This window comes from Planococcus plakortidis (assembly GCF_001687605.2).
Classification (GTDB): domain Bacteria; phylum Bacillota; class Bacilli; order Bacillales_A; family Planococcaceae; genus Planococcus; species Planococcus plakortidis.
Genome location: NZ_CP016539.2, coordinates 2,327,369 through 2,354,184 on the forward strand (window position 1 = coordinate 2,327,369; position 26,816 = coordinate 2,354,184).

Sequence of the window (26,816 nt, forward strand, 5' to 3'; positions counted from 1 at the left end):
AAAACTATATCCAATAAACACAAAAACCCCTTCTCAAAAAAGAGAAAGGGCTGTGTTTTACAATGTATTGCCTTCTGCTGGAATCGGATTCTCTTTCAGCATATTCGCTAAATGGTACGTATTATAAGCTAAGCGTTGGATCGCCGATTTGGAGAAGTCGTTGCCGCCGGTCTCGCCGTACGACGGCCCCGGCCCTGCTTCCCCGACCCAATAGGCATCCACATTCGGCGGGATGACAAAGCCGATATGCGACAGGCCATAGAGCAGGGATGACGCCGCATGTTTTGCGCCGTCTTCATTGCCGGTGATGACCGCACCGCCGACTTTATTATAGAAAATAGCTTGGCCTTTATCGTTCGTCACGCTGCTCGAGCCATATAAGCGTTCGATCGCTTGCGTCGCGATCGAACTTTTCTCGCCAAGCCACAAGGGCGTGCCGATAATCAGGATATCGGCGTCTTTCACCAGCTCCAGGATCTCCGGCCACTCGTCGCCATCTTCCATGTCTTCTTCGACACCGAAGGCGATGTAATAATCGGCCAGCCGGATGATCTCGGATTCGACACCGAGTTTTTCGTAATGCGCCTGGACGTCCTTCATGAACACGTCCGTATTGGATTCTTCTTCTGAACTCTTCAAGGAACAATTGAGGAACACTGCTTTCAATGCCACAAGAGCACATCCTTTCGTTTTCCGTCTGTCTTTAGCTTTCCCTGAATGGGAGACGTGAAAACCTTAGTTCAAATCGTCGAATTCCTTGGCGATGCGTTCCATCGCTTCTTGGATGAGCGGGCGCGGCGACGGGATGCAGATGCGCTGGAATCCTGCGCCTTCAGGGCCGAACATCGTGCCGTCTTCCAAGATGACGTTCGCTTTATTGTAGATGCGGTCGTGTATTTCCTTGTCCTCGAGCCCGTAGCCGCGGAAATCGAGCCACATGACATACGTCCCTTCCGGAATGCGCACCTTCACTTTCGGCATGCGCTCCGCGAGGAATTCTTTTACCCATTCGAGTGTGCCGTCGAGATAGTCATTCACTTGACCAAGCCAGTCGTCGCCTTCGGTATAGGCCGCGATGAGTGCCGCGACCGTGAACGGCGTCGGCAATTGCATGCCGAGTTCCGCGGTGAATTTCTCGCGCAAGGCTTCGTTTTCGATGATGACGTTCGTGCAGTGAAGACCTGCTACGTTGAAGGTTTTATTGATGGCCGTGCACGTGATGATGTGATCGGTGTCATCCGCCGCGAGGACCATCGGCGTGAAGCTCTCGCCGCTGCGCACCAAATCGCCGTGGATTTCGTCGGCGATGATCGTGACATCATGGCGCTTGCAGATGTCCGCCAACTTTTTCGACTCTTCCGGCGTGAACACGCGCCCTGTCGGATTGTGCGGATGGCAGTGGATGAACAATTTCGTGTTTTCGTCTTTTGCGAGTTCCTCGAATTCCTCGAAGTTGATCGAGTAACGGCCCTCTTCATCCTGCACGAGCGCATTGTTTTTCACGACACGCCCGTTGCCTTCGACAGCGGAAGTGAACGGTGGATAGACCGGGCGCTGGATGATGACCCCATCGCCTTCTTCGGTCAAGGCTTTCACCGCGATATTCAAGGCATGGACCGTTCCCGGGCTGAAGATGATCTGCTCTTTATCGATCGCCCAGTCATAGCGTTTTTGGAAATAATGCTGGATGGCCTCGAAATACGCATCCGGCAAGATCGTATAGCCGAAGATGCGGTGGTCGACCGTTTGATGGAGCGCATCGACGATCGGCTGGGCGACCGGCAGATCCATGTCCGCTGTAAAAAGCGGGATCGTGTGCTCATCGTAGCGGTCGGTGATGCCGAATTGCTTGATCAATTCCGCCCCGTCCCATTTCAATGAATAGGTATTGCGGCGTTCGACTTTCTCGTCAAAATTATAGTTCATGCAAAAACTCCCTTTCTCAAATGGATTCAACACATCTTTAAGCTGAACTTAAGATTTTGACCTACTGATATTCCGCAAAATTGCTACGAAAAGCTTTGCTCAACTCTCGCTATACTCGAGCATCGCAAGCGAATAGACTCAGCAATGCTTCATCTATTCGCTTCCTGCGGGCGAGCGCCAAGCCCCCTCAGTTGCTTCGCACCTTGCGGGGGCTCGGCTGTCTCGCTTTCCCGCGGGAGTCTTCGCAATTTCGCTTCATATCTATCATTTGTTTAATAGATTGTAATGTCCTGTTTATTTAACGTCTAAAATATATAGGTTAGGTTCCTTCTTAGTTCAACACATCTAGTGTACCGCTCCTGTCCGTCGGGATGGTGTATTTTGCTTGTCGTTGCTTATTCGAATTTCTTGAGCATATTGCCGCGCAGGACGTCATCCGAGATTTGCAGTTCTTTTGAGCCTTCCTTGAACGGTTCTTCGCACGCCTCAACGCCCAGTTCTTCGCCCGTCATGCGCCAGTAGCAGCTGCCGTTCCCGTAAATTCCATCAGATGATGCGATAAAGCTCAGTTCACTTGTGATGAACGAGCCGTCACGGAACGTCGCGCGCCCGCCTTCTGCATCCCACATATTGCGGCCGATGAAATGATGCTGCTCGGGGTTGCCGCCGAGCACATCGAGCAGGCTTGGCGCAAGGTCAAGCTGGCTCGCCACTTGGCTGAAGATTTTCGGCTCCGCTCCCGGGATATGGACAATGAGCGGCACGTTTTTATTCGTTTCGAAATACGTGAGCGGGTCTTCGGCGCCAGTGAACTCCACGAACTTTTTCGTATTCGACGTCATGCCTGTGCTATGGTCGCCGTATATGACCAGCACCGTATCATCGAGCAGGCCTTTTTGCTCGAGCCCATCGACAAATTTGCCGATGGCCTGGTCGACGTAATGGATCGACTGCAAATAATTCTTGAAGTGGCGGTCATGATAGCCGTTATAGCCTTCAGTGTCCAGCAACTGCAAATGCTCCGGCATCTCGAACGGATGATGGCTCGTCAAGGTGACGATCTGCGAATGGAAAGGCTGCTCGAATCCGGCCATTTCCTCCAGCGCCTGTCCGAGCATCGCCTCATCGTTGATGGCCCAGCCGATCACTTCCGCCTCATCGAAATCGTCGTCCGAGTAGAACGTGTCGATGCCGAGCTGCGGATAGATGATATAGCGGTTCCAGAAACTCGCTTTGTATGGATGGAACACATTGGTTCCGTATCCCCGTTCCTTCAGGATGCCCGGCAATGCGTCGAAAGTATTCTCGGCATGGAGCATGTAGGCAGAGCCTTCAGCTGTCGGGTATAAGGATGTATTCAACAAAAACTCGGCATCCGAGGTCCGGCCGAGCGCCGTCTGTTCGTAAAAGTTCGGGAAATACAGGTTTTCCTTCGCCAAGCGGTTCAAGTTCGGCGTGATTTCCTGCCCGTTCACGTCACGGTTCAGGACGAAATTCTGCAATGCTTCCACTTGGAGGATGATGAGGTTCTTTCCTTCCGCCATGCCCGAATATGGGCCAGGCGTACGCTCTGCATTGCGCGCGTCGAACCAATCCTGGCTTGCGGAGATCTCGTCTTCGCTATAGACCTTGCGGTTGATGAAATTATCATCGATATAACGCGTAATATTGGCGCTGTGGAAGCCGAGCAAGCCGGTGAAATTATACACCCGCATATTCGAGATCAATTTATTGAACTGCCACGCGCCGCCGCCTTCCATCGATTTAGCGAAAGGCACTGCGGTCAATTGCCATCCAAGGACGAGCACAAGAAGCGCAGTCCCGATTTTCGCAAAGCCTGATGGTTTCGTAGCAGCCACTTGTTTCCGGCTGATGACCAGCCACAGGATCGCCATCAATAACACGTCTGCCAACAGCAGCGCATCGCTCAGGCGGAACAAGGCGAAAATGCTTTCGCCGACATCGCCCACCTGGCGCATCTGCATCAATACCGTTACGGAAATGATGTCCTCGAAATAACGGAAATACAAGGTATCTGCTAAAATGATGAAACTCAGCACCAGGTTGGTAATGGCCATCCAAAACAGCCGTTTTCGGCCATGCAATAGCAACAGCCAAAACGTGCTGAGCAAAATCGTCCCGACGCTGATCAACAGCACCCCTTCAAAAATACGTTCACTATCGCCGCCGAACAGCCAAGCGACGAATTCCTCAGCATAGGCGAACGGGCCAAGCGTCGTGAACAGCGTGCCGCTGACATTCGAAAAATAATACACTTTTCCAAGTAGCAATAAAACAAATAACGCATAATCCCATTGGCTGAGCAAAAATTTCCCAGCCCCTTTCACTTTTTCCAATCACAAAACGCCCTTTTCTCTTTTTTCTCATAATTTTACCATATCACTAAGTAGAATTTCCTTTTTTTGATTATTTCTTGGTTTTTTCGGTTCATCTTCATTCCCAAAAAAATCACGCATACGTTTTGCCGGAACGGGTAAAGATGGCTAAAGATCATTTCAAGAAAGGGGAGGGTCTCATGAAACACATCATTGCACTCGCTGTGAAATTCGTCATCGTCACCATTGTCTTGCTGGTCGTTTTAACCTGGGCTTTTGATGTCAGCTTCTTCAACACCTTGATGATCAGCCTTGCGCTTACCGCCTTGTCGTATGCAATCGGTGATTTGCTCATTTTCCTGAATGCGGGAAAACCGGCGAACCAATCATCCCGTAACACGATCGCGACATTCACCGATTTCGTCATGGCGCTGGCCGTCATCTTGCTGATCGGCTGGCTGTTGACGGGCGAATTCGCTTCCATGGTCGCCCCTGCACTCGTCAGCGCGCTCGTGCTGTCGGCAGGCGAATGGTTCTTCCACCAATACGTCGACCACAGCGTCGTCCCTTGGTACAACGAGTACAAATCGGCAAAAGGCTGAACAAAAAAACGCTATCCCGGTTTTCCCTCGGGATAGCGTTTTTTGTTAGGCAGGATCATGCGTGCACTTGGTAGCCGCTTCCTGTTGTTTCATCCGTCTTGATGGATGCGACCGTCACCCGGTTACGCCCGGATTTTTTCGATCGGTAGAGCGCACGGTCCGCGCGTTCGATCAATTCGTCCAATGGCTGTTCCGTTTCCGAAAGGGCAACGCCAAGCGATACGGTCAACTGCCCACCCGGCTGTTGGTCTGCGCCGAAGAACGGATGGTTTTCGATCCGTTCCCGCAATAGATCGGCCAGTTCGAAAGCCTGCCTTTCAGTGGAAACGCCCGTAAAGCACAGGATGAATTCTTCGCCGCCGTAGCGGGCGATGATATCCTCGTGCCTAGCCGTTTCTTCCATCAATTGCCCGATCGAACGGAGTACGACGTCCCCTGCCGGATGGCCATGGGTATCGTTGTAGTTCTTGAAATGATCGACATCCATCATGACAATCGCCATCGGCACCCCCCGATACTTCAATTGGCGGGCCTTTTCATGGAAAAAGCGAAGATTCGGCAAGCCCGTCAAGGCATCATGGGTCGATTCGTGTTCAAGCGTTTTCCAGCGGATGATATTGCGGTGCATATCGTTGAGGATCAAGCCGAGCGCCAAGACAGCGATCATGGCCATCAATGCCATCATCAACGCCATCGCTGCCGTCGCAGGGGTCGACCCTACCATCCAGATTGATTTGATGATCTCAAACACCACAAACCCGGCCATCATGCGCTTGATGTTGGCCATCGCATAGGGCGGGCGGTAGTTTTTCCAGTCATGGAACAGGCTGCCGATGAGCACCGGCAAAAAAATCGCCTGCATGATGCCGAGCCACACCGTCGGCCCTTCCATCATCATCCGGTAGGCAAACGGGATGATCATGGCGATGGCACCAGGCAGCCAACCGCCCACGAACGCGATGAAATAAAGCGGCGCTTCGCGGAGGTCGATGCGCATCCCTTCATGAAGCAATGGGTTGTACATGATGGCGAACGCCAAAAAGCCCGTCAGCAGGCCGTTCAATACCGGCGCTTTCCTTGATTCCGCCAGTTTCGGCACGAGATATTCCCGGGCTTTCAAGCCAAGATACATCATCGCAATGATCAACGCCATATTTTCAAGGAAATAAAAGAAATACGCTCCCATCGATCCACCCCACTCTTGTCAGTCTCTTAAGTTTAGCAGGAAATGTTATTCGGTATATAGATTTTGGAAATAATATATATAAAAACAATCCTTTTCATGTATCCAATTCCACAAAAATACCGCAATCGCCATTAGCCAGCGTTGCGGCACATGCTTTACATATCCAATAATAATTTCGACAGGCGGTGCGATTGTTCATCCAGTTCATCGTGCTTTCTCACGAGATCGCCGAGTTTGCCTTTCATGGCGTCGACGTCCTGATCGTCTTCAAATTGCTCGGTGATGGCCACCTGTTCCTGCAATACATGGATCGTCTGTTTCAAGTTCTCGCGGTATTCCGTGCTCACCGCAAATTTCTCTTCCTTGTCATTCAGCTTATCCTTCATCGATATCCACCTCCTGCTTAGTCTATTCCCGTCAGGCGCAATCAAAAACACCGGTTTTCCACAAAACAAAAAGGCCGTTCACCAACTGGTTTCGGCCTTTTTATCATGTTGCCATTTGAATGCGGCGATCAGCCGGTAGAAGAATAAGCCTGTCGCAGCCCCCGCGCTGTCGATCAAGACATCGCGGAATTCCCCGCTGCGTCCCGGGATGAATAATTGATGGAATTCATCGGACGCTGCGTAGAGCGCGCTCAAGGCGAACGCCACGAACAGGGCCCGCTGCAAGCCCATCCCGCTTTTTCCGAGTGCCCCCGCAAACAGCAGCCCGAGCACGAGATACGCAAAGAAATGGGCGCTTTTACGGAATAATGTATGGAGCGTATCGAACTCTATCGGAACGAACGAGGCGATAGCGCTGAACACTTGCCGGACGATTTCCGAACTGATGCCCCCGGAAACCCCGGCTGGCTGATGCGATAAGGTGAAGATCAGAACCATCCATAAGACCGGCCATAGCCAGGCCAGCAATTGCTTTTTCATCCTGCCAAATCCTTTTCTTACTTGTCGTTCTTCCATTATACCCTACTGCATTCAATCGACAAGCGCTTCGAGTGAACGGATCATCCCTTCATCAATCAACCCTTCCGAATCGACGGCAAGGAACGAGTCGTACTGTTCAAGCTGTTCTTTCAGCTCGCCCGTCAAGCCTTCACCACCGATCAGATACAGCGAAGCGTTGCGCCTCGCGGCTGCGTTCCCTGCCGCCAACGCGTCGGTGTAATTCGACGCCGGCGCCAAAATGGCCACGCGCCGCTCTGCGTCTTCCTCTTTCGTGCGCGCTTCGATCGACAGGCGGTCAGCGGCCATGACGACCTCACTGCGCCCTGCCATCGCTTCTGTCGTCTCGCGCGGCATCCGGTTGCCTTTTGACAGCAGGATCGGGTATTGATGTTGCGCGGCGAAGACAGAAGCAAGCGACACGTCTTTAAACGTCGCGCCGTCCGCCACGACCACACCATCCGAATCGATGCGTTCGGAAACCAGCGCAGCGGTCTCGTAACGGTTGGCACCGCCGATGCGTTCAGTTTCGACGCCCATCCTGGCCAACTCCTCAAGCTGCGCATCCGGAATGACCGGCTCGCTGCCGAGAATGATGGCATCCGTCGCCCCGAGACGTGCGATTTCCGCTTTGGCCGATTCGTTCAATCCGTCTTTTTCCGTGAATAATAAAGGCCCGCCTTCCTGATAGGCCAGTGGCGCGCCCGACAGCGCATCCGCAAAGTGTTCACCGGTAGCCAGCACGACCGTCTCCGCCGAATCCCATACCGCCTCCGACAATAGGGCCGCCGTCTCGTACCCGTCCTCGCCGCTGATTTTCGTCACGGCTGGCGCTTTCGGTTCAGGCTCGCCATCATATGCCGCAATGCCGCTGCCGCCGTAGACATACATCGTGCCGTCCACGTACGCAAGAAGTTCACTGCCTTCGGGGACCTTTTCACGCGCCACTTGGTTGCCATTCGCATCATAGAACTTCAACTTCCCGCCGCCCAGCACCGCTGCACCGCCGGACGGTGACAATGCCGCCGCTTCGACCGAATGCTCCAGCACTTTATTGAACCCGCCACCAGGCGCCATCACCTGCACGGCGCCGAGATGATACGGATTGCCGAACGCACTCGTTCCTTGTTCCTGAAGCAGCAGCAAGCGATGGCCGCTTTGTTGCTGGTGGCTCAGTGCCGATTCGGTGACGACCGGGCGGTAACGGTTCTCGAGCGCACGGAAGGAAGCCGAACGCACCGGCTTGCGCAAGCGTTCGCCTCCTTTCGCATTGAGGAACGCCCATTCGCCCGAATCCGCAAATTCAACGATGGCCCCGTCTTCATCGGCTCCAGCGATCCGCACCTGCTCTTCGGCCGGCAAGGCTTTTTCATACTCGACTGCGCCATCGTCAAGCGAGCGCGCGATCAAGGTCGGCACTTCGACTTCTTCGTTCGGTGCTTTAATATAGTAGATGATGCCGCTTTTCACTGCATAAGGCTCCAACACATGGGGCGACTGCCATTCCTGGCCGCCTGAAAGCGCCCGCCCGTGGAGCACCGAGCCATCGAAATACATCAAATGCCCACTGGAAATGGCGGCTTGCCGCAAATCGCCGCCTGTGGCATCCACGACCGGCGTGCCGTCGAGTTTGTACACGAGCAGCCGTGCGCCAAGATTTCCAGTGATCATCACATGACCCGATTCAAGTGCCACATCCGCCCCTGAACCGCTCATGCGAAAGCCTTCCGAAAGAGCAAAGCTTCCCGTTTCCTTGCCGTCCGTCAAATCATGCACCGTCACTTCATTGCCGGAAACCGTGACAAACCGCTGATCGCCGATCGCATAATATGACGAGGCAAGCTCTTTGCGCCAGCTTTCCTTGCCATCCGCGCCATAGCTGACGATCGCCTGCGCCCCGAGCCGGTTCTCGAGCACCGCGATGACCTGCCCGTCCATAACGGAGAGTTCGCCCGCCTTGACGCCGTCCGGCAGCTTGACCAGCTCTTTGTATCCCGCCTCTGCCGCGAGCGCGCCGTCCGAAAGCAATCCCGCTCCGCCCGCAGCTGCGAGCAAGGCGATACCTATCCCGATCTTGACCTGTTTCATGTGCCTCCCCCTCTTCTCCTGGCTGTCTTCCTTCAGCCTAATGATAGAAGGTTAAGGAAATGTTAAAAAAACGACAAAACGCCCTGCCTGGATTAACGGAATCCAGACAGGGCGCAAGAATATCAAACCGTTTCTTCACGTTTCGGATGGGGCTGCGTGATATCGACCGCATACACTTCGATTTTATTGACCATCAAATCCTTGATGCCGTAGACCGGGCGCTCGCGGCTTTCGACATCCGCGACGAACTCGTTGAGCTTGTCCTGCAAGAAGACGCCGACGGGTTTATCGGCTTCGTTGACTTGAGACGCCGCATAGTGGAAGGACGTCTCGAAATACAGATTGGAAATTTCGATTGCCTTCAGCGTGTCTTCATCTTTATGTAAGCCGACCACTTTATAATAATTGCCGTACTCGTCCCGTACCAAATCGTTCTGTTCGATATGCTGCATGCTCATCAAAATTCCTCCTTCAATTGGTTTCGTTTGGAATTGCCTCAGTTATTCCTATAGACGGAACCGGGGCTGCGTAAACAAATTTTTAGTTGAAGGAAGCCGTTTGCTAATGAATGCATTGACTGGATTGAACTTTCACCTGCGGTTAACCGCAGCCGGTTTCGGGCATGACTTCCCGTTCGCATCCCGCCGCTTAACGTTTTTTCTTGTGCCAGTCATACGGCTCTTTTGCCCATTCCCATAGAAAATAAAACGCAAATATGATCATCGCGAACAGCACGCTGCTGATCCAGCGGATGTTTCCGGTCGAGAAATATTCCCTCAACGAGAAGGCGATCCCAATGGTTAAAGCGGTTATGATGCTTTTTTTCAACATATGCTTTCCCCCTTTTGTGCCCGCGCCGTTGTTTGCGCTGCACAGCAATCGGCCTTGCCGAATTAATTTTTTCAGATAGGCCGCAAATTGAAGCTTTCGGCGCTTTCATCCGTATGAATAGATAGAGGTGAGCATATATGGTTTTCCGTTCAAAATCCGACCCGTTTTTCATCCGTTTCATCCTGGCGGCAATCTTCATCATCGCGGCCGTTTCGTTTATCCCATTATTATTCGATGACGCGCCGCTTTCAGCTTTCGTGATCGTAACAGCGACGTTCCTTGTGACTACGGCGCTCATCCTGTGGATCACGTTTGCGATCCGTTACGTCTTTCAAGAACGGCATTTGCTCGTGAAAGCCGGCCCTTTCAGAAGCCGGATTCCTTACCAAAGCATCTTGAAAGTCGCCCCGACACGCGATATTTTCACCGGCTACAGGCTGTTGTCGTCTCGCGATGCGCTGGAAATCATCAACAACACGACGATGTTCGGGACAGTGAAAATCTCGCCGGAAAGGCAAGATGTTTTTATCGCTGAGTTGAAGAAGCGATGTCCGGAGTTGAAGATTGATGAAAAAATCCTGGAGCGCCGTTGAATCGGATAAAACAATAGCTAGTTAAAAACAGCCCGCAGGCTGTTTTCTTAATTTCTTCAATTTATTTCTTCAACACCCCAATGACACGCCCGTTGATATACACGTCTTCGCTGCGCATCATGATCGGCTCGAATTCAGGGTTCTCCGAGACGAGCAGGATCTCGCTGCCCATCGGCATGTACTTTTTCATCGTCGCTTCACCGTCGATGACCGCGATGACGATGTCGCCGTTCGAGGCGGTGTTTTGCTGGTGGACGACGACCATATCGCCTTTGTCGATGCCAGCCCCCGTCATGCTGTCGCCTGTCACGGTCAATAAAAAGCTGTCTTTCGGCGACACGAGCCAGTCACGCGGCAAAGCGTGCGCCGTCTCGTAATTCTCGGCAGCGAGCGCGGGGATTCCCGCCGCGACATTGCCGATGAGCGGCACTTCCGCCACTTCGTGCACTTGGATCAATACGTCTCCCCCGGCTTCGCGCACTTCGATGTCCGCTCCCGGTTCGTGGGCGTATTCGTAATCGCGCCCGTTCTTGAAGTTTCGATACAGGCTGCGCTGCTTGGTATCCGGCAAGAAACGCGCTTGGCATTTCGGCAAGTCCTGCACTTCCTCCCCTTGCCGGTCGATGATCTTAACCGACAAGCCGTCCGTGGCGATGCCGTAGAATGCTCGGCCATCCGCCTGCAAATAGCTTTCCAGCTGAGTCACCGCATCCTCGATCCCCGTACCGAAGCGTTTCACTTCGGCGATGATATACGGCCGCGCTTCACCATCCGCATGGATCTCCACCGCGATATCGCAATAGCCTTTTTTCGAAAACTGCTGGACCGGGTATTCGAGCTGCATAAGTTCATATGGATAGCCATACGTCTCGTGAAGTTCGCGGATGAGCCACTGGCGGGTCAGTTCCTCTTTGGAATGCAAGTCGACCAATTGATCGGACAGCCGGTAATCTGTCATGCTGATCGACTCGAACGGGCGGAGCGAGGCGTCTTTTCGCATGCGCAAATGCTTGCGGTCGATTTCCTTGATGAATTTCGACGGCTTTTTTACCGATGACATGTACAATAATTCATTCGCGCGCGTCATGCCGACGTACAAGAGCTTGCGTTCATCGGAATCGATCGTCTTCTGGTCCTCCGCATCATCGTACAGCTCCATCGGAATGACCCCTTGATTCAAGTCGATGAGGAAAATGACTTTGAACTCCAGGCCTTTGATCGAATGCATCGTCACGAATTTCACTTTATCGGATTCGAAATTCGGGTCATTGCCCTGCAACACTTCGCAAGGAATCCCGAAACTCGCTAAATCGGCGGCTGCGCTTTCGACCGAGCGCTTGCCACGCGCGACGATACACATCTCGGACAAGCGGTAATCGCCGCTGAGCCGCTCGATTTCCTCTGCAAGAAAAGCCACTTGCTGCTCGGGCTGCATGAAGAATTGGTAGATCGGTGGATGCCCGTGACGGTCGATGAGCGCCGGTTTGACGAAATCAACGTTCGACTGGATCGTTTCGTCCGCTTCGATCAAATCGAACGCGGCTTGCGAAATTTCCGTCGTCGTCCGGTAGTTCTTGCTCAAGGTCCGCGATTTCCCGCTCATGTCATAGCCGATCGTCGTATACGGCCGCCCTTTGCCGAGCCAGGAATCCGGGTAGATGCTTTGCGTATTGTCCGCCACGAACATCAAGGACGAATGGCCTTTCTCCTTATACAGCTCCTTCAAGAATTCCAGCTGGACACGGGTCAGGTCCTGGCTTTCGTCGATAATGATATGGGTATACTGGCCGCCGTTCGAGCGTCTCACTTCCGCCAGCGCCAGTTCGTTCATTTGCTTGAATGAAACGAGCCCTTCTTTTTCCAGAAGCTCGCGGTACAATCTCGCCACTTCAAAAACCGCTTCACGGGTCGGCGAATTCTTCAATAATTTCTGGGGCGTCCCGCTATTTCCCGAAGCGCGCCCGATGCGGTCCACCGATTGATAGGTCTCGATATCCACCATCGCGCATGACGTGATCCATTCCGCTTCGTCTTTTAAAAACTTCATATTTTTCGGCGTCAGCAGTTTCACATCCGGATGGGATTTCTTCACTTCGTGGATCGCTTTCGTCAGCACTTGCCATTCCTTATCAGCCGGCGCAATGGCCAGCTTGCGCTTCGTGCGCTGCAAATACTTCATGAACTGCCCGTACATGAGCGAATCGATCGTCGCGATTTTCACTTCCGCATTCGACGCGAACATCCGCTCCGCTTCCCCCGCAGCTGTATCGGCCAAACGCTCGTATTGAAATTTTATGTAATTGAGCAAAGTCTTGTTATACGTCACCAATAGAATCCGGTCATCCTCTTCGTGGCAATAATGGTCCATCAAAAAATGGATCCTCCGAATCGCCACGGTCGTTTTGCCCGATCCGGCCACGCCTTTCACCAACATCGGCCCGCCCGGCTCCAGTTCCACTATGCGCCGCTGTTCCATATTCAACTTCATACCCCGCACCCTCCCCATTTACAACTTATACCTTTATTCTAAGAATATTGTCATGTAATAGCAAGGTCTTGCTGCATATATAGCCGCGATTATGGATTTTAAATGTTGAATGAGAAGAAAAAATCGAGGATTTCAACTTCTCAGGCGTTCACGGGCATGATTTCTTATTTAATTCCCAATAATTTGGATTACTTTTGAAATGAAGGGTATACATACATTAAATTCGTAAAATCAAAGGAGTCAAACAATGCCTCATTGTGACAATTGCGGAGCCAAATGGACTTGGAGCGACACTTTTAAGATTGCATTTTCGCCCAAACGCAAATGCCCGAATTGCGAGAATATGCAATACCCTACAACAAATGCCAACGCAAAGAAATATTATGCAGCCTGCGCCTTTTTATTCGCAGTTGGTATCCTGCTCCCCTATTTGGATATTCCACTCAATATGTTCACCCTTTTTGTTACGCTGTACTCCTGCTCACTTATTATCGCATTGCCCTATACCATCCAACTTTCCAATCAACCAAAAACCCGCTGAAGAAAGGACATATTTTATGCCCCGTTGCCAAAATTGTAATTTCAAATGGCGCTGGAAAGATGTTATAGCGCTCAGCCTGAAAGGAAAAAAAGAATGCCCCAACTGCCAGAAAAGACAATATATATCTCCCAAATCGAACTTCTGGGTTACGTTCTTTACTTCCATGGCTTTTGTCCTCCCCACAAGCTTCCTTCGTGCTTATTACGAAATGAGCCCGTTATGGATTTTTCTGGCCATACCGATTTACTTACCGCTTGTGTTGCTGGTGCTGCCTTTCTTCTATAGGCTATCGAGTACCCGGAAACGATTCGGCAAGACGGTCGAATAATCACTTGCTTCCAGCTGACTTTCAAATCAATACACATGCGATTGCCGGAAAGGATGAATCTTATGCCCCGTTGCCAAAACTGCGGATTCCAGTGGGACTGGAAAGATATGTTCAAACTTAGCCTTAAAGGGAAGCAGGAATGCCGAAATTGCCATGCCCTTCAATACCCCTCAAGAAAATCGAATTTCTGGAGCTATATGCTGTTTCTCATTCCGTTCATTCTCGTGTCCAATTACTTCATCGTCTATCGGGAAGCCGGGTGGCTGTTTCTCCTCCTGCTCTTCCTTGTCTATGTCACGCTTGCCTCGCTGTTGATCCCGTTCTTGCTCAAGTTATCGAACACGAAGTATACGATTTGGAAATCCTAGAAGGTTTCCAAGTCGAATCACCAACTGCATGAGCCGCGTGCAGCCTATTCTCACGCTGTAACTTTTCCTATTTTTTTCTAATGCATAATAAAAGAGCCGATAATTAGCGGCTCTTACTCCACATCGCCTTCCCACGACGACATGCCTTCCGATACATTCACGATGTCATATCCTGCTTCATGCAAAATCGCGCTTGCCTCTTTGGAACGGTTCCCGGACTGGCAAATTACGACATACTGCTGATCTTCCGATAAGCCGGAAAACTCCTGTTCCCGCAGCGTGCTGAGCGGCTTGTTCTCAGCCCCGGTAATATGCGCCTCCTCGTACTCATACGGCTCACGCACATCGAGTACCGTATAGCCCGCCTCCTGCTTGGCGGATACTTCATCGATCGCAATCGTTTCGTACTCCCCGTTCCCACATGCCGCAAGCAACAACACAAGCAGCGCCATCAATCCCACCAGTCTTTTCATGCTGTTTCTCCCTTTCGAATCGTTCTATCCGAATTGTATGAAATTCCATATCCATTGCCATTTATCCGCTCAAAAAAACGCCTGAACAGACCTGTTCAGGCGTTGACTTTAGGTGTTTCCGGATGGATGTAGCTGTCAATGAACTGCGCCGCTTCTTCAAGCGTCTTGTATTCCCACGCCATGCCGTTCGACACGTCGCGGATGACCAGCCCCCGGTATCCGGCTCACACTGGACAATGAGCGTTTTGCCGTCATCGGAGTTGAAAGTCTGGGTAATGCGCACGCCGCGATATTCGAGCAGCGTGGATAAGAATGTGCGGATGCTTTCTAACTTCATACGAAACGCCCCTTTCCGTTTTAAGGTCCGTGACTCGTAATCCGTGCAGTTTCCTACTCCTCCACACTACCATATTCAGAAAAATCGGACGAGAGACTTTCTTCCTCTTTATGGACTAGAAAGCTCTGCAAGAAATGGGGCGAATAGGTCCTCTTCCACTGCCATTTCCCAAATCGCGGGAGCCTCCTCCGTTTCGAGTAGTTCTTTTAGAATCGCCTTGGCGGCCAGTGGCTGATGGCGCGCCGCTTGCGCACGCGCCAATTCATAGTTTGCCGGAACGAAGCCCGGCATGTCGAGCAGGAGCGGCTCGATCAGCTCTTTCGCCCGCTGCCCATGCCCTTTCGTCGAATAGCTCGCCGCGCGTGCCAAAACCAGCCATTCCGCATAGCGCATCTCTTCAGGCAAATTGTCTTCAACATCAGCGTGCATCTCGCTATCCAGTGACTCCAGGACATTCCATTTACGGACATAAAGGTCCGGATTGAACGGTTCCAACGCAATCGCGGCATCGAGTTTCTCGAGCGCGCCCGGAAAATCGCCTAAAATATCCAAAGCTTCGCTCCACCAGGCGAACATCTCGCCATCCAGCGGTGCTACCTTCCCATAGGATTTGAAGTCTTGGATGGCCCTTTTATACTGTTTCTCACTGCCGCTTTCCTCCGCCATCTGAAGTTCGGCAAAAATCAACATACGTCGCGCTTCTCCGGGCACTTGCGCTTTGGCGTAAGGCTTCAATTCTTCGGCCGCCTCCTTAGCCATGCCACGGTTCAGGTAAAATTGCGCCAGCTGGATCGCCGCGTCTTCGCTGTCCGGCGCAAGCTCGGAGGCGGTTTCGCACAGCGTGATGATGGTGCTGGCGAACATCAAGCGTTTGCTTCGGTGGCGCATGCGTTTAATGAATCCGGCAGGCGTTTCTTCTTCCAACAGCTCCAGCGCTTCCATCATCGCTCCGGCTGCCAACACATATGCTGCGGCTTGGACATCGGCCGACAGCCACTTTTGCAGATCGCGCTTGAGGAACGGAATCTTCCCGAGCGCTTCCAGTGTCAGCACGAGCTCCCCGTATAACTCCTCTTCTTCCGGCGTTTCCGGAAGCAACATTTGCAGCTTGGCCAGCGCACGCTTGTGCTCGCCGTGGCGGTTCAAAAATTGCACGTATTGAAAACGTGACGGGAAAGCGTTCGGTTCTTCATTTGCCTTGAGGAATAGCGACTCCGCCATCTCGAGTTCTCCCGCCGCTTCATGGACATGTGCTCGTGCGGCATATAACCACTCCGCCGGCACTTGGTCTTTTATCCGGTCAAGCAGGCGGTTCAATTGCTTGATATCGGCAGGCGTCACAGCAAGCCCGGCCAAGTCCGGCAATACAGCGGATAGAGGCTCGGTCGCGATAAAATCCAGCGCCGCAGTGAAGGCTTTTCGGATCTCCCCTGCTTCCTGGTAGCAACGCACCAATCCGCCGAGCGCCGGCGCATATCCAGCTTCCTGCCCAGCCGCTTGTTCGTAAAAGGCGATGGCCTGAGGAATATCACCGGCCATTTCCGCAAGCTGCCCTTGTTTGGTGAGCGCCATTGGGAACTGCCCTGCCGACTCGTAGAGATGTTTAGCAAAACGCGGATTGCCTGCCTGTTCGTGAAGTTCCGCTTCCAGGCAGAGAATTTGCGGCATGCCTGCTTTGCGCAGCTTTTTCAACCCCGCGATGACGCGGTGGCGCAGGCTCGGAGCAGCCCCAAATTCACTGTAGCGTTCCGCGAGCCTGGACAAATCTTCGCCTTCCGAAAGGGCGAAGCCGTCTTCCATGATCTGCAAGGCTTCACCGGCAGACACCAGGTCCTCCGCTTGTTCAAGTATCAATTCAGCGGCACGGATACGGTAACCGGCATCGGCCCGCTCCAGCCCCTGTTTCAAAAACGCCAATGCCTCATCGCTGCGCTGTTGGCCATATAGTGCCTGCGCGATATCGACAGGCGTGAACAAATCCTCGGGATCCAGCTCATATGCCTTTCTATAGGCAGCCTCCGCCTGTTCGAATTGCTGCTGTTCGATTGCGATATGCCCCAGATACGAATGAAGGATATCGTGGTTCATCTCTTTCTTCAGGCCTTCTTCAATGATCTGTGCCGCTTCCTCCCATTGCTCTTTTTCCATGAACAATTCAGCCATCCGCAAATACGCAAAAGGCTGCTCCGGATCCAGCGTCAGTGCCTGTTGGTAATGTTCCAGCGCTTCCTCCGTTTTGTCCAGCGCCTGCAGGCATCGGCCCATTTCATAAAGGAAGTAACCATCTTCCGGATGCTTCCCGTTCAAATCGGCAAACCGGCGATACGCCTGTTCCACAGCGCCGTATTCGTATTGGACGAGGGCATGCGTAATTTGCGCGTACACGTCTTCCGACAATTGGCCGGTTGCGATTTCCGACCATTTATAGGCCTGGAAAATGCGCCCTCCTTCCAAATAGCAACGAGCCAAATAGCTGTAGGCGAGCGGCTGGTAATGGTCAAGTTCGATGGACCGTTTCAGCAAGGGAATCGCCTGCTCCATTTTTCTTTCATTCATGGAAATAGCCGCTTTCAAAAACAGTGCATACGGGCTTCTGCCATGCGCCGGTTCTTTCAAAGCGGCGAGCGCTTTACTGCCTTGATCTTTTTGGAAATACAGATGTGCTTCCAGCAATTCCAATTCCGCATCATGCGCATCGAACTCAGTCCGAAGCCGGTCGAGCCATTTTTCATGCCATTCGATGGACTTGCCCGAAAGCGCCATCGTCAAACCGATCACCGCGGCATAGCGCTGTTCCTGATGCTGCTCCAAAAAGTCGGCAATCTTTGCTTCATTGAGCGGCTCGACATCAAGCAGCTCATAGATTTCCGTAAAGAAACGGTGATCCGCCGCATCCTGGGTCTCCAGTAATCCATTCCGCGCCTCGTCCACGAACGCCATGCTCAACGAATCAGTCATGCGGAACATCTTCGGCACTTCGCCATAAGCGACCAAAAAAGGCCCCAAATCGTTAGGGTCTTGAATCACCAGCGCTTGCAGCCGGTCGTCATAGCCGACCACGACCTGCACATGCGCGCTGTTTTCGATCATCATGCTTAGCAACACCGGTACCCCGGCATCGATGAAGGCTTTGTAGCGGTCGATTGTCCCTTTGAAATAACGCGCGGTAAAGCCGCGCGTTTCCATATAAGACATCGTCGTCTGTAACTTCGTACCCGTCACGTCGAAGACATGCGCAGCAATCTCATCTTGAGTCGCGGTTTGTCTGAACGCCTGCAAGATCAGCGACAACGAAGCCGGGACGCAATAATTGAGTTTCTGCACTTCAGGCGTCAAAGAGAGTTTTTTATGCGTCCCATCCGGGTTGATTTCCACTTTCGTATAAAGGCTCTCCTTCAATTCCCGGGGATGCCGGTCAATCCACTGGTCCAACTCAGCGAAACGTTCCAGTTCGTACAAACAATGTGCTGCCAGATGGACGAACATCTTTTTGCGGGAATGATAGGGATTGGTTTCAAGCGCCGAGCCCATTTCACTCAAGGCTTCTGCAAATCGGCCGAGCTGATGCAACCGTGTAATCTGTTCCGTGTGAAAAGCGTGGACATGCGGAAATTTTGCGGCGCCTTGCTTCAATAATTCAAGCGAACGTTCGGGCGCCCCGCGCATCGCCAACAAATCCGCATACAAGAGGTGGATGGTCGTGCTCCAGCGGCTATCCGTATCCGGAAGCGCAGTCAATAAGATGTTTTCTGCGTCATCCCAATCGCCACTATGGATGGCGAAAAAGGCTTCCTGGTCCGGGCGTGCACCGCCGAGCTCCACGATACGCGCCAATTGTTCGGCAGCTTCCGGGATGCGGTTCAACTGACAATACACTTTCATCAATAGATGATGTGCATGCCCTAGCTCATTGTCACTGTAAGCATCAGAATGAATACCCTGCAGACGGGCCAACATCCGTTCTTCCGCCTCCAGGCTGCGCCCCGTTTCCAAAAACCGAACGCAATGCCATGAATAGGAACGCAAACTGCCAAAACGCTTGTAACTCGCGGTTGCCAACAGGTTGCTATAGCCATACAAATCGGATTCATCCGCCATGCGGATCAATCGATAAAATTCCTCTTCATTCGGAATGGCCGCCAAAAATGCCTTTAATGCCTTCAGTGATTTCGTCTCCCAGAATTCCCCAATCACACGGACCAAATCATCCGCCGTCTCGATGTGAACAGTCGCCATCATGTCTCTCTATCCCCTTTAATTTTCTACTATATAAAGATCTTCTTACTAATTGATCTTTTCAAATCAGAAAGCTGTTGATTACCATCCGAAAGATCAATTAATTTATTATATATTGGAAAGTCCTGGGTCACAATTACTATTTTAAGGAAATTGAACATAAGAAAAAATCCATTCCTGCAGTCATTGCAGGAATGGATTCCAATTTATTCCATTAGACAGTCAATCCGCGCGCCTGGCGGAAATCGGCGATGCGATGGTCTTTAATGATGCCCTCCTCGATGACGATGGCCTGCTGGACCATTTCGGATAGATGTCCTTCAAGCAGACCATCGAGCATCGGCGCAAAACCTTCGCTCAGCACTTTCGTGATCGTGTGCGGGAACATCGCCGGCGTGTTGTCAACCGCATAATGGATGATGCCGTCGACCGTGTAGACCGGATTGTCGATCGTCGTCGGCGTCGAAGTCTCGATCTCAAGTTCCGGATCACAACTCACGTCGATGATCATCGCGCCTTTTTTCAAGCGCTTCAGATCCTCGCGGTAGATGATGCGGTCGGTGCGCGTCGTGTCCCACATGACGCAGTTGACGAGCACATCGTAATCGACCATCTTTTCCTTGAAGAGATTCTCCAGCCGCTTGCCGTAAACATCGACTTCCGCGCCGAGCCCGTGCAGGATGCGCATCGCACCTTTAGCGGTATGGCCATTGCCGAGAATCGCGACACGCGTCTCATACGGCATCTTGCCGCAATGCTGGTACGCTTGGAGCACAGCCGCTTCCCCCGCCACTTCGCGGTTGCGGTAGAAAATATAGCGCCCGCCTTCGAACAACTCTTCCCAAGCGATGACCGTATGCTTGCCGGCGATGGCGCCATCCGTAAACTTGATATCCTGGATCGCATGCGCCCAGCCGATCAGAAGTTTGCCATCTTCCAGCTGAGCCAGGTAATCGGCGTTGCCGAGCTTCACATCGACGATCGCATCGCACTTGAGCACTTCTTCGCGCGACGCGATTTCGGCGCCTGCCGCACGGTAATCGTCATCCGACAAGCCCAGCACATCGCCGTACCCTTCCTCAAACACCAATTGCGCCGCGTGTTGCACTTGCGCTAAATCCTGCGGCAAAATCGCCCGCCGCTTCTCGTTATTCTTGCGGCTAATCACAAATCCCATCGTCTTCAAAATCCATTCCCCCATTATCGTCTATCGGCCAGGCCGTTAAGCTCATAGTATCATTGCTTGGCGTTCTTGTCGTCCATATGTTGTGGTCCCTGTGTTGCACACAATTCAGCGGGAGACATTCGCTATATAGAGGCATTCCGCCGTTCACTTGTCCCTGTGTTACACACAATTATTTCGTTTCCCGATTGTCCATGTGTTACGCACAACCCAAAAATTCTGTATACTATTTTTTGCGATTCCCTTATACTAAACGTGATTATATCCTCTATAGAAAGAAGGGATTTTTATAAGTACTTTCTTCATTTCTCCGTACACGGATGCAACGTCCCACAGAAACTCCTCGGCACCCACCTTAAATTCCCCTCCACACGAAATTTCCTGCCCACCTCATTTTGCCAACGCCTCCCGATCGGACGGTGGCTGCATATGACGAGAAGACGCGAGTTCAATCCTGATTCCTATTACCACGTCGTCATACGCGGCAACAACCGGCAGGCTATTTTCAGCACAAAAGAAGACATGCGCGAACTGATGCGCGCATTTCTGCATGTCCACGCGCGGTACCCGTTCACGATTCTCGCTTGGTGCTTCATGTCCAACCACTACCATATCTTGATTAAACCGAAGCAGGATTCGCTCAGCAAAATCATGAGCCTGGTGAATCGCCGCTATAGCCATTCTTACAGCAAGCGGTACGGTCATCTCGGGCGCATTTACCAAAAGCGATTTTTCGCCAAGGAAGTCGCATCGCCATATAGCTTATTGGTCGTCAGCAGCTACATCCACCGCAATCCCATCCAAACTTCCACCCCCATGGTCAAGCGCCTCGTGCATTATCCGTACAGTTCTTTCCCGCTCTATTGGAATGAGGATCTCCCAGCGCCGCCATTTTTAGATCGCTCTATCCTCCCTGCCCTGATGCCGGAGCCTCACGAACAAACTACCGACGCTTATTGCCAATACTGCTTGAAATACAGGCAGAACGTAGAAGAAGACAAACACATCGAAGAGATGGCTCCGCCGGAAATGTAGCTTGTCGTTTCCTCTAGTATCTTTTTGTTTTTGCCACGTCCCTATGTCTGATACAATCAAAGCCGCATCCAACCGTCATGGAGACGGTTGGATGCGGCTTTTTAGGTGGCTGAATTGTGCCTGACACAGGGACAATTCAGCCACAGATTCCCGCTACGACAAGCATCTGCCTCTTTGAATTGTGTGCAACACAGGGACGATCAATCACTCACTGTAATCGCCCGCTTTTTCAACGCGCGGATCCAAAATCCGCCGTAGATGGTCTTCGCATCATAAGCGACGATAAATGCATGGGGGTCCAGCTCCTTGACGACGCGGTACAACTCGGGCTCCTGTTTTTTCGGCATCAGGATCTGCAGCGAACTGCGTTTTCCTTCGTAGCCGTTGGTCTCCCAATCCGTGACCCCATATCCTTTGTCGCGCAACTGAATGGCGAGCCGCCCGCTATTGTCCTGCGAAATGACATTCGCCGTGACATAGCCGAGGCTTAACTTGTCTTCGATTTTCGAGCCGACGATAATGCCTGCCGCAAATCCAAGTGCGTACGCCAATAGGTTTTGCACATTCGCTAAATTGTCCAGGACCAGCCCGAGCCCCAGTATGTTAATGATGACTTCGAGAATCGACAGGCCGGCCGCTGAATATTGATAGCCCTTTACCATCAAAATCATGCGGATCGTCGACAACGTGACAAAACTTAAACTGATGCTGAAAATGATCAGCACCAATAATAAGGGATGTATCTCCACTAGACCTTCTCTCCTTTCCGCATGCCTTCGCTTCGCATGCGTTAAAGCTTATTGACATTTTCCCGAAGCAGATTCCGATAAACGTATCGGCCCCGTTTTGATTCAATCGGCATAAATGATATCCAGGCTTTATTGAAAATGAATATTTGCCCATACAAAAAGCCTGTGAAGATGCCGCTTCACAGACTTTCAAATTGTACGGAACACAGGGGCACAAACGGACTGGCCCCCGCCATATCAGCTTTTTGCCTTCTCAAATTGTGTGGAACACAGGGACAAAGCCGCTTTATCGGCGATGATGGTCGCATGGGGATGCATCCTCAACACCGAGGCCGGAAACGCCTCTTCGATCGGCCCTTCGAGCAAACGGCTCACAGCTTCGCTTTTTCCAGCACCCGACACGAGCATTAAAATCTCCTTACTCCCCATGATGGTCGCTATGCCCATCGTGATCGCCCGCTTCGGCACCGACTCCAAGCTCCCGAAAAACTTCGCGTTCGCGTTTCTCGTAGCTAAAGTCAACTCCACGACATGCGCCATCGAATCGAACGGGGTGCCGGGCTCGTTAAAGCCGATATGGCCGTTGCCGCCCATGCCCAGAATCTGCAAATCCACATTCCCGCTGTCTTGGATGAGTTTTTCGTACGCTTCGGCTTCCGCAAACGCATCTTCCGCATCGCCTTTCGGAAGATGCGTATTCTTTTTATCAATATCGATATGGTCGAACAGAAATATGTCCATATAGTATCTATAGCTCTGAGGATCCTGCCCGGACAATCCGATATACTCGTCCAGATTGAAGGTCTGGACCTCTTTGAATGAAGTGCCGTTCTTCTCGTGGTCGGCAATCAGTTCCCGATACAGCCCTCTTGGCGTATCACCCGTCGGCATCCCTAATTTAATTTGCGGGTTTCGATGAATTCTCTCGATGACATAATCTGCTGCAATTCGGCTCATCTCGTTGTAATCTGCCACTTTGATCAACTTCATGCCAGGTTTCCATTCCTTTCGTAAACAAATGCCCTGCCCATCAAGCATCCACCGGCACTGCACACCAGAAAGAACAAACCCTATCCATTTCACGACCCATACAAGCCCTGAATACCGCCGTAACCTTTCCTTTTTCTGCCCTTCAGTTCATCGCCCTAACTATCCTTATCAATAATCATACCTCCTATGATAAATTCATGCTATTCATCCACATCGCAAAAGTCTTGTGGCGCACAGGAAGGCAAACATGCCAAAAAAAGCTCCTCCAGCACGGAGAAGCTTTTCCTGCTTTCTTTGGAAATTGTGTGGCACACAGGGACACTCCAGGCACCGAATCCCGCCGCGCCAGCATTTCCGCCCCGCGAATTGTGTGGAACACAGGGACAATACTGCTCACGCGTTCCCGTCTAACAAGCTGACAATCTCATCCCGGTTCCGTTCGAACCCGATAAACTCATGCGCCAATTTCTTGCCGAACAGGCCTTTCTTGTAGAACGCAAACACCGGGACGATCTTGGCGCCGGAAATTGCCTTCATCTCTTCCTCGAGCCCTGGCTGTCCTTCGACGTTCTTATGCTCGTACGGAATGCCGTGCTCCGCCAGATACGCTTTTGCGTCCTGACAGTCTGAGCAGGTCGGCCGCGTGTAGAGCACGAGCTCCAATTTCTTGCCCATAACGATTCACCCTCCTTGCACTGCGCCATACACGAACCGCTTCCATCTACCAATAGAACCGCTCGTCTTGCTTCATTTCAGGAATTTCGAACTTTCCAGATTCAATGCATCAGCGACGGGACAATAATACGTTACGCCTTCCCCGACTTTCTGCGCGCCGAGAAATGCCAGGCCGAGCTGTGCGCCGGATGTGCCTTCGCGCGCCATCTTGGCCGTCGCATACGAAAGCAAAGTCAAGCCGCCGGCAATGCGGAACATCGAGTTGTAGGTGCCGATATTTCGTTTCATGAATGAACCTCCTTGAAAGATGTCGTTGCTATGGAAGTTCCCGGCTGCCTCTTCATTTAAACGGCTTATGCACATCCAGACCGAAACGGTCACGTTCTCGTCGCTCTTTTCCCGCCATCCATACACCGATACCCGCTCCGGCAATCAAGCCAATCCCCGCCCCCACATAAACCGCGAGCTCATAGCCTTCCATCCCGGTCTTTTCATGAATATCGAATCCCCCCAAAAACGTGCCGCCGATGACCAGCCCGAGAAAAGCGCCGGCCACACCCCCTGTAATCAACCCGATCATCCCGCCTGCGAATTTTGACATCCCTTTCATTTTCATGAGCTCCCTTCCCGCCTAACTTCCACCTTCCTTTTCGCCCAATCCATGACAATCTACTCAAACGAATCAAACACAGGAAATATTCATAGAATATTCGAACTATTAATTTTATACTATAGGTGAATGAAACGAAAAGAAAGGGAGGGTCCCATGAAAAAGCTCATCAAACTCATCGTCGTCCTGTTGCTCGCCAGCTTGCTCGTTGCGCCTGGCGCCTTTGCCAAGAGCGATAACGCCAAGGAATCGCTCGTCGCGGTCGGCGATTCGATCCCGTTCGGACTGAATCTCGGCCAGACCAACCAAAATCCGGCGAAGACCAGCTATCCGTATCTCATCGGCAAACTCGCCGATCTCCGTGTGCGCAACCTTGGCGTTCCTGGCTGGCAATCGGATCAACTGCTCGAAGCCCTGCAGACCGACCAGAAATACCGGCAAGCGATCATCCACTCAGATTATGTCGCCGTGACGATCGGCAATAACGACTTGCTCGCCATCCTGCGCGAAGCGGCTACAGAAAGCGGCGGCAATCAAGCACTGTTCCAACAGCTGCTCCAACTGAAACTCAGCCAAAGCGACGTCTTCTCCAACATCCAGCAAATCATCACGGAAATCCGCTCGCTCACCGATTCGCCGATCGTGCTCTATAATGTCTACAACCCATTCCAGCTGACCGACCCGCTCCATTATGTCGCCGATGCCGTCCTACCGAACATCAACGCGGCATTCGCGGGCCTCGCCTTCGCCAATGAAGACGTCTATCTCGCGGATGCCTACACGGCGTTCGGGAACAATCAAGCCCTGTACATCCTGCCGGGAGACATCCACCCGACCAACGCCGGCCAAGCGAAACTCGCTGAAATCGGCTTGCAGGCACTCAGCCTCTACTAAGCGGATAAACCCAGAAGCTGCCTCCCTTGAAACCAAGGAAGGCAGCTTTTTTGCGTCGAATTGTGTGTAACACAGGGACACAAACAGTCCCCAGCCAAATGAAAACCGCATCCCTGCGCCTTTTTGGCGGCTGGGATGCGGTTGGAAATGTGTGCAACACAGGGACAGCACGTGCTACGTGCTACGTGCTACCTGCTATTTCTTCATCGCCCGATACTGCCGCACGACTTCCTGCGCCAGCTCGCTATCGGCTTCGAGCCCGCTCACTTCTTTCAGGACGAGTTCCGGGCCGCTTTGTGCGATCAGCTCCTGGATTTTCACCGCTTCTTCGTCTTCTGCATAATCGAACAGCATCGCCGCGGCGATGGCTTTGGCGAGATGCGAATACGACAGCCCCGCTTTTTGCGCTTGCACGGCCGGGCGCACGAGGCGGTCTTCCGGGCCGAGCTTGCGGATCGGCGCGCGGCCGACGCGCGTGACGCCGTCGTTCAAATAGGCGTTCTTGAAGCGCGCGATGTTTTTATCGATATAGGCAAGATGCGTCTTTTCGTCCAAGCCGTATTGCTTCACGAGGTAGGCGCCGGTCTCTTTCAAGGTTTCCCGCACTTCGCGTTCGATTTCCGGGTCGGCCAAGGTTTTATCGATCGTCGGCTTGCCGGCGAGATAGCCGTGATACGCGATGACCGCGTGCCCTGTGTTCACCGTGAACAATTTGCGCTCGATGAACGGCGCCAAGTCGTCGACGATCGTCATGCCGGACACTTCCGGGAGGTCTTCAGTCGTTTCGACGACCCATTCGTAATACGGCTCGACCAAGACGTCGAGCGAACCGCCCTCCTGGATCGGCACGATGCGGTCGACCGCCGAGTTGAAGAAATAGACCTTGCCCGCGAGGTCCGCTTTCGCTTCGTCGCTCAAATGGCTCATGATATGGCCTTTCAGGATGTCGGTCGCGCCGATCTGGTTTTCGCAGGCGATGATGTACAGTTTTTCCGAACCCGCGCTCATGTCCGATGCCACGTCCAACTCCGACATCGGCTCCAAGTCCGCGCCCGTCGCAAAATTCCCCGTCACGCGCGCTTCGATGCCGCGCGCGATGAGCGGCGCGATGCGCGGCAGGATGTTCGGCCCGATCGCCGTCGTCAAATACGTCGCTTGCTGGATCTTCGCGATGACCGCTTCTTCGTCTTTCATGTTGTTGATGCCGGAGACGTTCTCCACCAGGATGCTCTCGTCTTTTTCCTGCGCCAGCTTCACGCGGTACTTGCCTTGTGCGTTCAACCCGTCGATGATGGTCTCTGCCACATCGACAAAACTGACGTGATAGCCGGATTCCGAGAACAGCGCCCCGATAAACCCTCTGCCGATATTCCCTGCACCGAAATGGATTGCTTGTTTCATTA

28 protein-coding genes are annotated in these 26,816 nt (G+C 52.3%); 7 read left to right on the forward strand and 21 right to left on the reverse strand.

Going from position 1 to position 26,816, the window contains the following annotated elements; all coding sequences use genetic code 11:
• Positions 1-57: 57 nt before the first annotated feature.
• The 3 genes from BBI15_RS11730 to BBI15_RS11740 form a co-directional block, all read right to left on the reverse strand.
• Positions 58-666: a flavodoxin family protein gene (locus BBI15_RS11730; protein WP_068872584.1), complete on the reverse strand. Its 609-nt coding sequence runs from the start codon at positions 664-666 to the stop codon at positions 58-60.
• Positions 667-735: 69 nt separating this feature from the next.
• Positions 736-1,926: a MalY/PatB family protein gene (locus BBI15_RS11735; RefSeq protein ID WP_068869735.1), complete on the reverse strand. Its 1,191-nt coding sequence runs from the start codon at positions 1,924-1,926 to the stop codon at positions 736-738.
• Positions 1,927-2,321: 395 nt separating this feature from the next.
• Positions 2,322-4,274: an LTA synthase family protein gene (locus tag BBI15_RS11740; protein ID WP_237150944.1), complete on the reverse strand. Its 1,953-nt coding sequence runs from the start codon at positions 4,272-4,274 to the stop codon at positions 2,322-2,324.
• A gap of 188 nt (positions 4,275-4,462) precedes the next feature.
• Between BBI15_RS11740 and BBI15_RS11745 the strand changes: the two genes are divergently transcribed.
• Positions 4,463-4,864 carry a DUF2512 family protein gene (locus BBI15_RS11745; protein ID WP_068869737.1) on the forward strand — a complete coding sequence of 134 codons (402 nt, stop codon included), beginning with the start codon at positions 4,463-4,465 and terminating at the stop codon, positions 4,862-4,864.
• A 55-nt stretch (positions 4,865-4,919) separates the two neighbouring features.
• On the opposite strand, the gene BBI15_RS11750 is transcribed toward BBI15_RS11745, so the two are convergent.
• The 6 genes from BBI15_RS11750 to BBI15_RS11775 all read right to left on the reverse strand — a co-directional run bounded on the left by BBI15_RS11750 (position 4,920) and on the right by BBI15_RS11775 (position 9,913).
• Positions 4,920-6,050 carry a diguanylate cyclase gene (locus BBI15_RS11750; protein ID WP_068869738.1) on the reverse strand — a complete coding sequence of 377 codons (1,131 nt, stop codon included), beginning with the start codon at positions 6,048-6,050 and terminating at the stop codon, positions 4,920-4,922.
• A 155-nt stretch (positions 6,051-6,205) separates the two neighbouring features.
• A complete protein-coding gene (locus tag BBI15_RS11755; protein ID WP_068869739.1) occupies positions 6,206-6,436 on the reverse strand; it encodes a hypothetical protein in 231 nt (76 codons plus the stop codon).
• 78 nt (positions 6,437-6,514) lie between these two features.
• A complete protein-coding gene (locus BBI15_RS11760) occupies positions 6,515-6,976 on the reverse strand; it encodes a VanZ family protein (RefSeq protein WP_068869740.1) in 462 nt (153 codons plus the stop codon).
• A 51-nt stretch (positions 6,977-7,027) separates the two neighbouring features.
• Positions 7,028-9,082, reverse strand: coding sequence for a cell wall-binding repeat-containing protein (locus tag BBI15_RS11765; RefSeq protein WP_068869741.1), 2,055 nt, complete (start codon positions 9,080-9,082; stop codon positions 7,028-7,030).
• A gap of 122 nt (positions 9,083-9,204) precedes the next feature.
• A complete protein-coding gene (locus BBI15_RS11770) occupies positions 9,205-9,540 on the reverse strand; it encodes a hypothetical protein (RefSeq protein WP_068869742.1) in 336 nt (111 codons plus the stop codon).
• Positions 9,541-9,730: 190 nt separating this feature from the next.
• Positions 9,731-9,913 (reverse strand): hypothetical protein, encoded by a 183-nt coding sequence (locus BBI15_RS11775; protein ID WP_068869743.1) that lies wholly within the window; start codon positions 9,911-9,913, stop codon positions 9,731-9,733.
• Between the two features lie 137 nt (positions 9,914-10,050).
• On the opposite strand from BBI15_RS11775, the gene BBI15_RS11780 reads away from it, so the two are divergent.
• The gene (locus tag BBI15_RS11780; protein ID WP_068869744.1) at positions 10,051-10,506 is read left to right on the forward strand and encodes a PH domain-containing protein; all 456 of its coding nucleotides are present in this window, start codon (positions 10,051-10,053) and stop codon (positions 10,504-10,506) included.
• A 61-nt stretch (positions 10,507-10,567) separates the two neighbouring features.
• Here BBI15_RS11780 and lexA read toward each other — a convergent pair whose 3' ends face one another.
• The gene (gene lexA / locus BBI15_RS11785) at positions 10,568-12,994 is read right to left on the reverse strand and encodes a transcriptional repressor LexA (RefSeq protein WP_068869745.1); all 2,427 of its coding nucleotides are present in this window, start codon (positions 12,992-12,994) and stop codon (positions 10,568-10,570) included.
• Positions 12,995-13,241: 247 nt separating this feature from the next.
• Between lexA and BBI15_RS16815 the strand changes: the two genes are divergently transcribed.
• Positions 13,242-13,535 (forward strand): TIGR04104 family putative zinc finger protein, encoded by a 294-nt coding sequence (locus BBI15_RS16815; protein WP_084632857.1) that lies wholly within the window; start codon positions 13,242-13,244, stop codon positions 13,533-13,535.
• On the opposite strand, the gene BBI15_RS16675 is transcribed toward BBI15_RS16815, so the two are convergent.
• Positions 13,476-13,700: a hypothetical protein gene (locus tag BBI15_RS16675; RefSeq protein WP_068869746.1), complete on the reverse strand. Its 225-nt coding sequence runs from the start codon at positions 13,698-13,700 to the stop codon at positions 13,476-13,478. The two genes, BBI15_RS16815 and BBI15_RS16675, sit on opposite strands and share 60 nt — an antisense overlap.
• On the opposite strand from BBI15_RS16675, the gene BBI15_RS16820 reads away from it, so the two are divergent.
• Together BBI15_RS16820 and BBI15_RS16295 are read left to right on the forward strand one after the other, a co-directional pair.
• Positions 13,612-13,863: a hypothetical protein gene (locus BBI15_RS16820; protein WP_418312497.1), complete on the forward strand. Its 252-nt coding sequence runs from the start codon at positions 13,612-13,614 to the stop codon at positions 13,861-13,863. The genes BBI15_RS16675 and BBI15_RS16820 overlap by 89 nt on opposite strands.
• 62 nt (positions 13,864-13,925) lie before the next feature.
• The gene (locus BBI15_RS16295) at positions 13,926-14,231 is read left to right on the forward strand and encodes a TIGR04104 family putative zinc finger protein (protein ID WP_068869747.1); all 306 of its coding nucleotides are present in this window, start codon (positions 13,926-13,928) and stop codon (positions 14,229-14,231) included.
• A 113-nt stretch (positions 14,232-14,344) separates the two neighbouring features.
• Here the strand turns inward: BBI15_RS16295 and BBI15_RS11795 are convergent, their stop codons facing one another.
• The 4 genes from BBI15_RS11795 to BBI15_RS11805 form a co-directional block, all read right to left on the reverse strand.
• Entirely contained in the window at positions 14,345-14,704 is a 360-nt protein-coding gene (locus BBI15_RS11795; RefSeq protein ID WP_084632862.1) for a rhodanese-like domain-containing protein, read from the reverse strand.
• 61 nt (positions 14,705-14,765) lie between these two features.
• Entirely contained in the window at positions 14,766-15,041 is a 276-nt protein-coding gene (locus tag BBI15_RS16440; protein WP_157101655.1) for a hypothetical protein, read from the reverse strand.
• Between the two features lie 108 nt (positions 15,042-15,149).
• Positions 15,150-19,280 carry a tetratricopeptide repeat protein gene (locus BBI15_RS11800; protein WP_084632865.1) on the reverse strand — a complete coding sequence of 1,377 codons (4,131 nt, stop codon included), beginning with the start codon at positions 19,278-19,280 and terminating at the stop codon, positions 15,150-15,152.
• Between the two features lie 211 nt (positions 19,281-19,491).
• Positions 19,492-20,454 (reverse strand): N(5)-(carboxyethyl)ornithine synthase, encoded by a 963-nt coding sequence (locus BBI15_RS11805; RefSeq protein ID WP_084633037.1) that lies wholly within the window; start codon positions 20,452-20,454, stop codon positions 19,492-19,494.
• A gap of 435 nt (positions 20,455-20,889) precedes the next feature.
• Here BBI15_RS11805 and BBI15_RS11810 point away from each other — a divergent pair, with 435 nt between their 5' ends.
• Entirely contained in the window at positions 20,890-21,495 is a 606-nt protein-coding gene (locus tag BBI15_RS11810; protein WP_068869748.1) for a transposase, read from the forward strand.
• 200 nt (positions 21,496-21,695) lie between these two features.
• Here the strand turns inward: BBI15_RS11810 and BBI15_RS11815 are convergent, their stop codons facing one another.
• The 5 genes from BBI15_RS11815 to BBI15_RS11835 form a co-directional block, all read right to left on the reverse strand.
• Positions 21,696-22,244: a DUF2179 domain-containing protein gene (locus tag BBI15_RS11815; protein WP_068869749.1), complete on the reverse strand. Its 549-nt coding sequence runs from the start codon at positions 22,242-22,244 to the stop codon at positions 21,696-21,698.
• A gap of 237 nt (positions 22,245-22,481) precedes the next feature.
• A complete protein-coding gene (gene nagB / locus BBI15_RS11820; protein ID WP_068869750.1) occupies positions 22,482-23,234 on the reverse strand; it encodes a glucosamine-6-phosphate deaminase in 753 nt (250 codons plus the stop codon).
• A 393-nt stretch (positions 23,235-23,627) separates the two neighbouring features.
• Positions 23,628-23,909 (reverse strand): glutaredoxin family protein, encoded by a 282-nt coding sequence (locus BBI15_RS11825; protein ID WP_068869751.1) that lies wholly within the window; start codon positions 23,907-23,909, stop codon positions 23,628-23,630.
• 72 nt (positions 23,910-23,981) lie between these two features.
• Positions 23,982-24,197, reverse strand: a complete 216-nt coding sequence (locus tag BBI15_RS11830) for a YgaP family membrane protein (protein WP_068869752.1) — start codon at positions 24,195-24,197, stop codon at positions 23,982-23,984.
• A 52-nt stretch (positions 24,198-24,249) separates the two neighbouring features.
• Positions 24,250-24,525 (reverse strand): hypothetical protein, encoded by a 276-nt coding sequence (locus BBI15_RS11835; protein WP_068869753.1) that lies wholly within the window; start codon positions 24,523-24,525, stop codon positions 24,250-24,252.
• A gap of 150 nt (positions 24,526-24,675) precedes the next feature.
• Between BBI15_RS11835 and BBI15_RS11840 the strand changes: the two genes are divergently transcribed.
• Positions 24,676-25,413, forward strand: a complete 738-nt coding sequence (locus tag BBI15_RS11840) for a GDSL-type esterase/lipase family protein (RefSeq protein WP_068869754.1) — start codon at positions 24,676-24,678, stop codon at positions 25,411-25,413.
• A gap of 195 nt (positions 25,414-25,608) precedes the next feature.
• Here the strand turns inward: BBI15_RS11840 and BBI15_RS11845 are convergent, their stop codons facing one another.
• Positions 25,609-26,814 (reverse strand): mannitol-1-phosphate 5-dehydrogenase, encoded by a 1,206-nt coding sequence (locus BBI15_RS11845; RefSeq protein WP_068869755.1) that lies wholly within the window; start codon positions 26,812-26,814, stop codon positions 25,609-25,611.
• Positions 26,815-26,816: the final 2 nt, after the last annotated feature.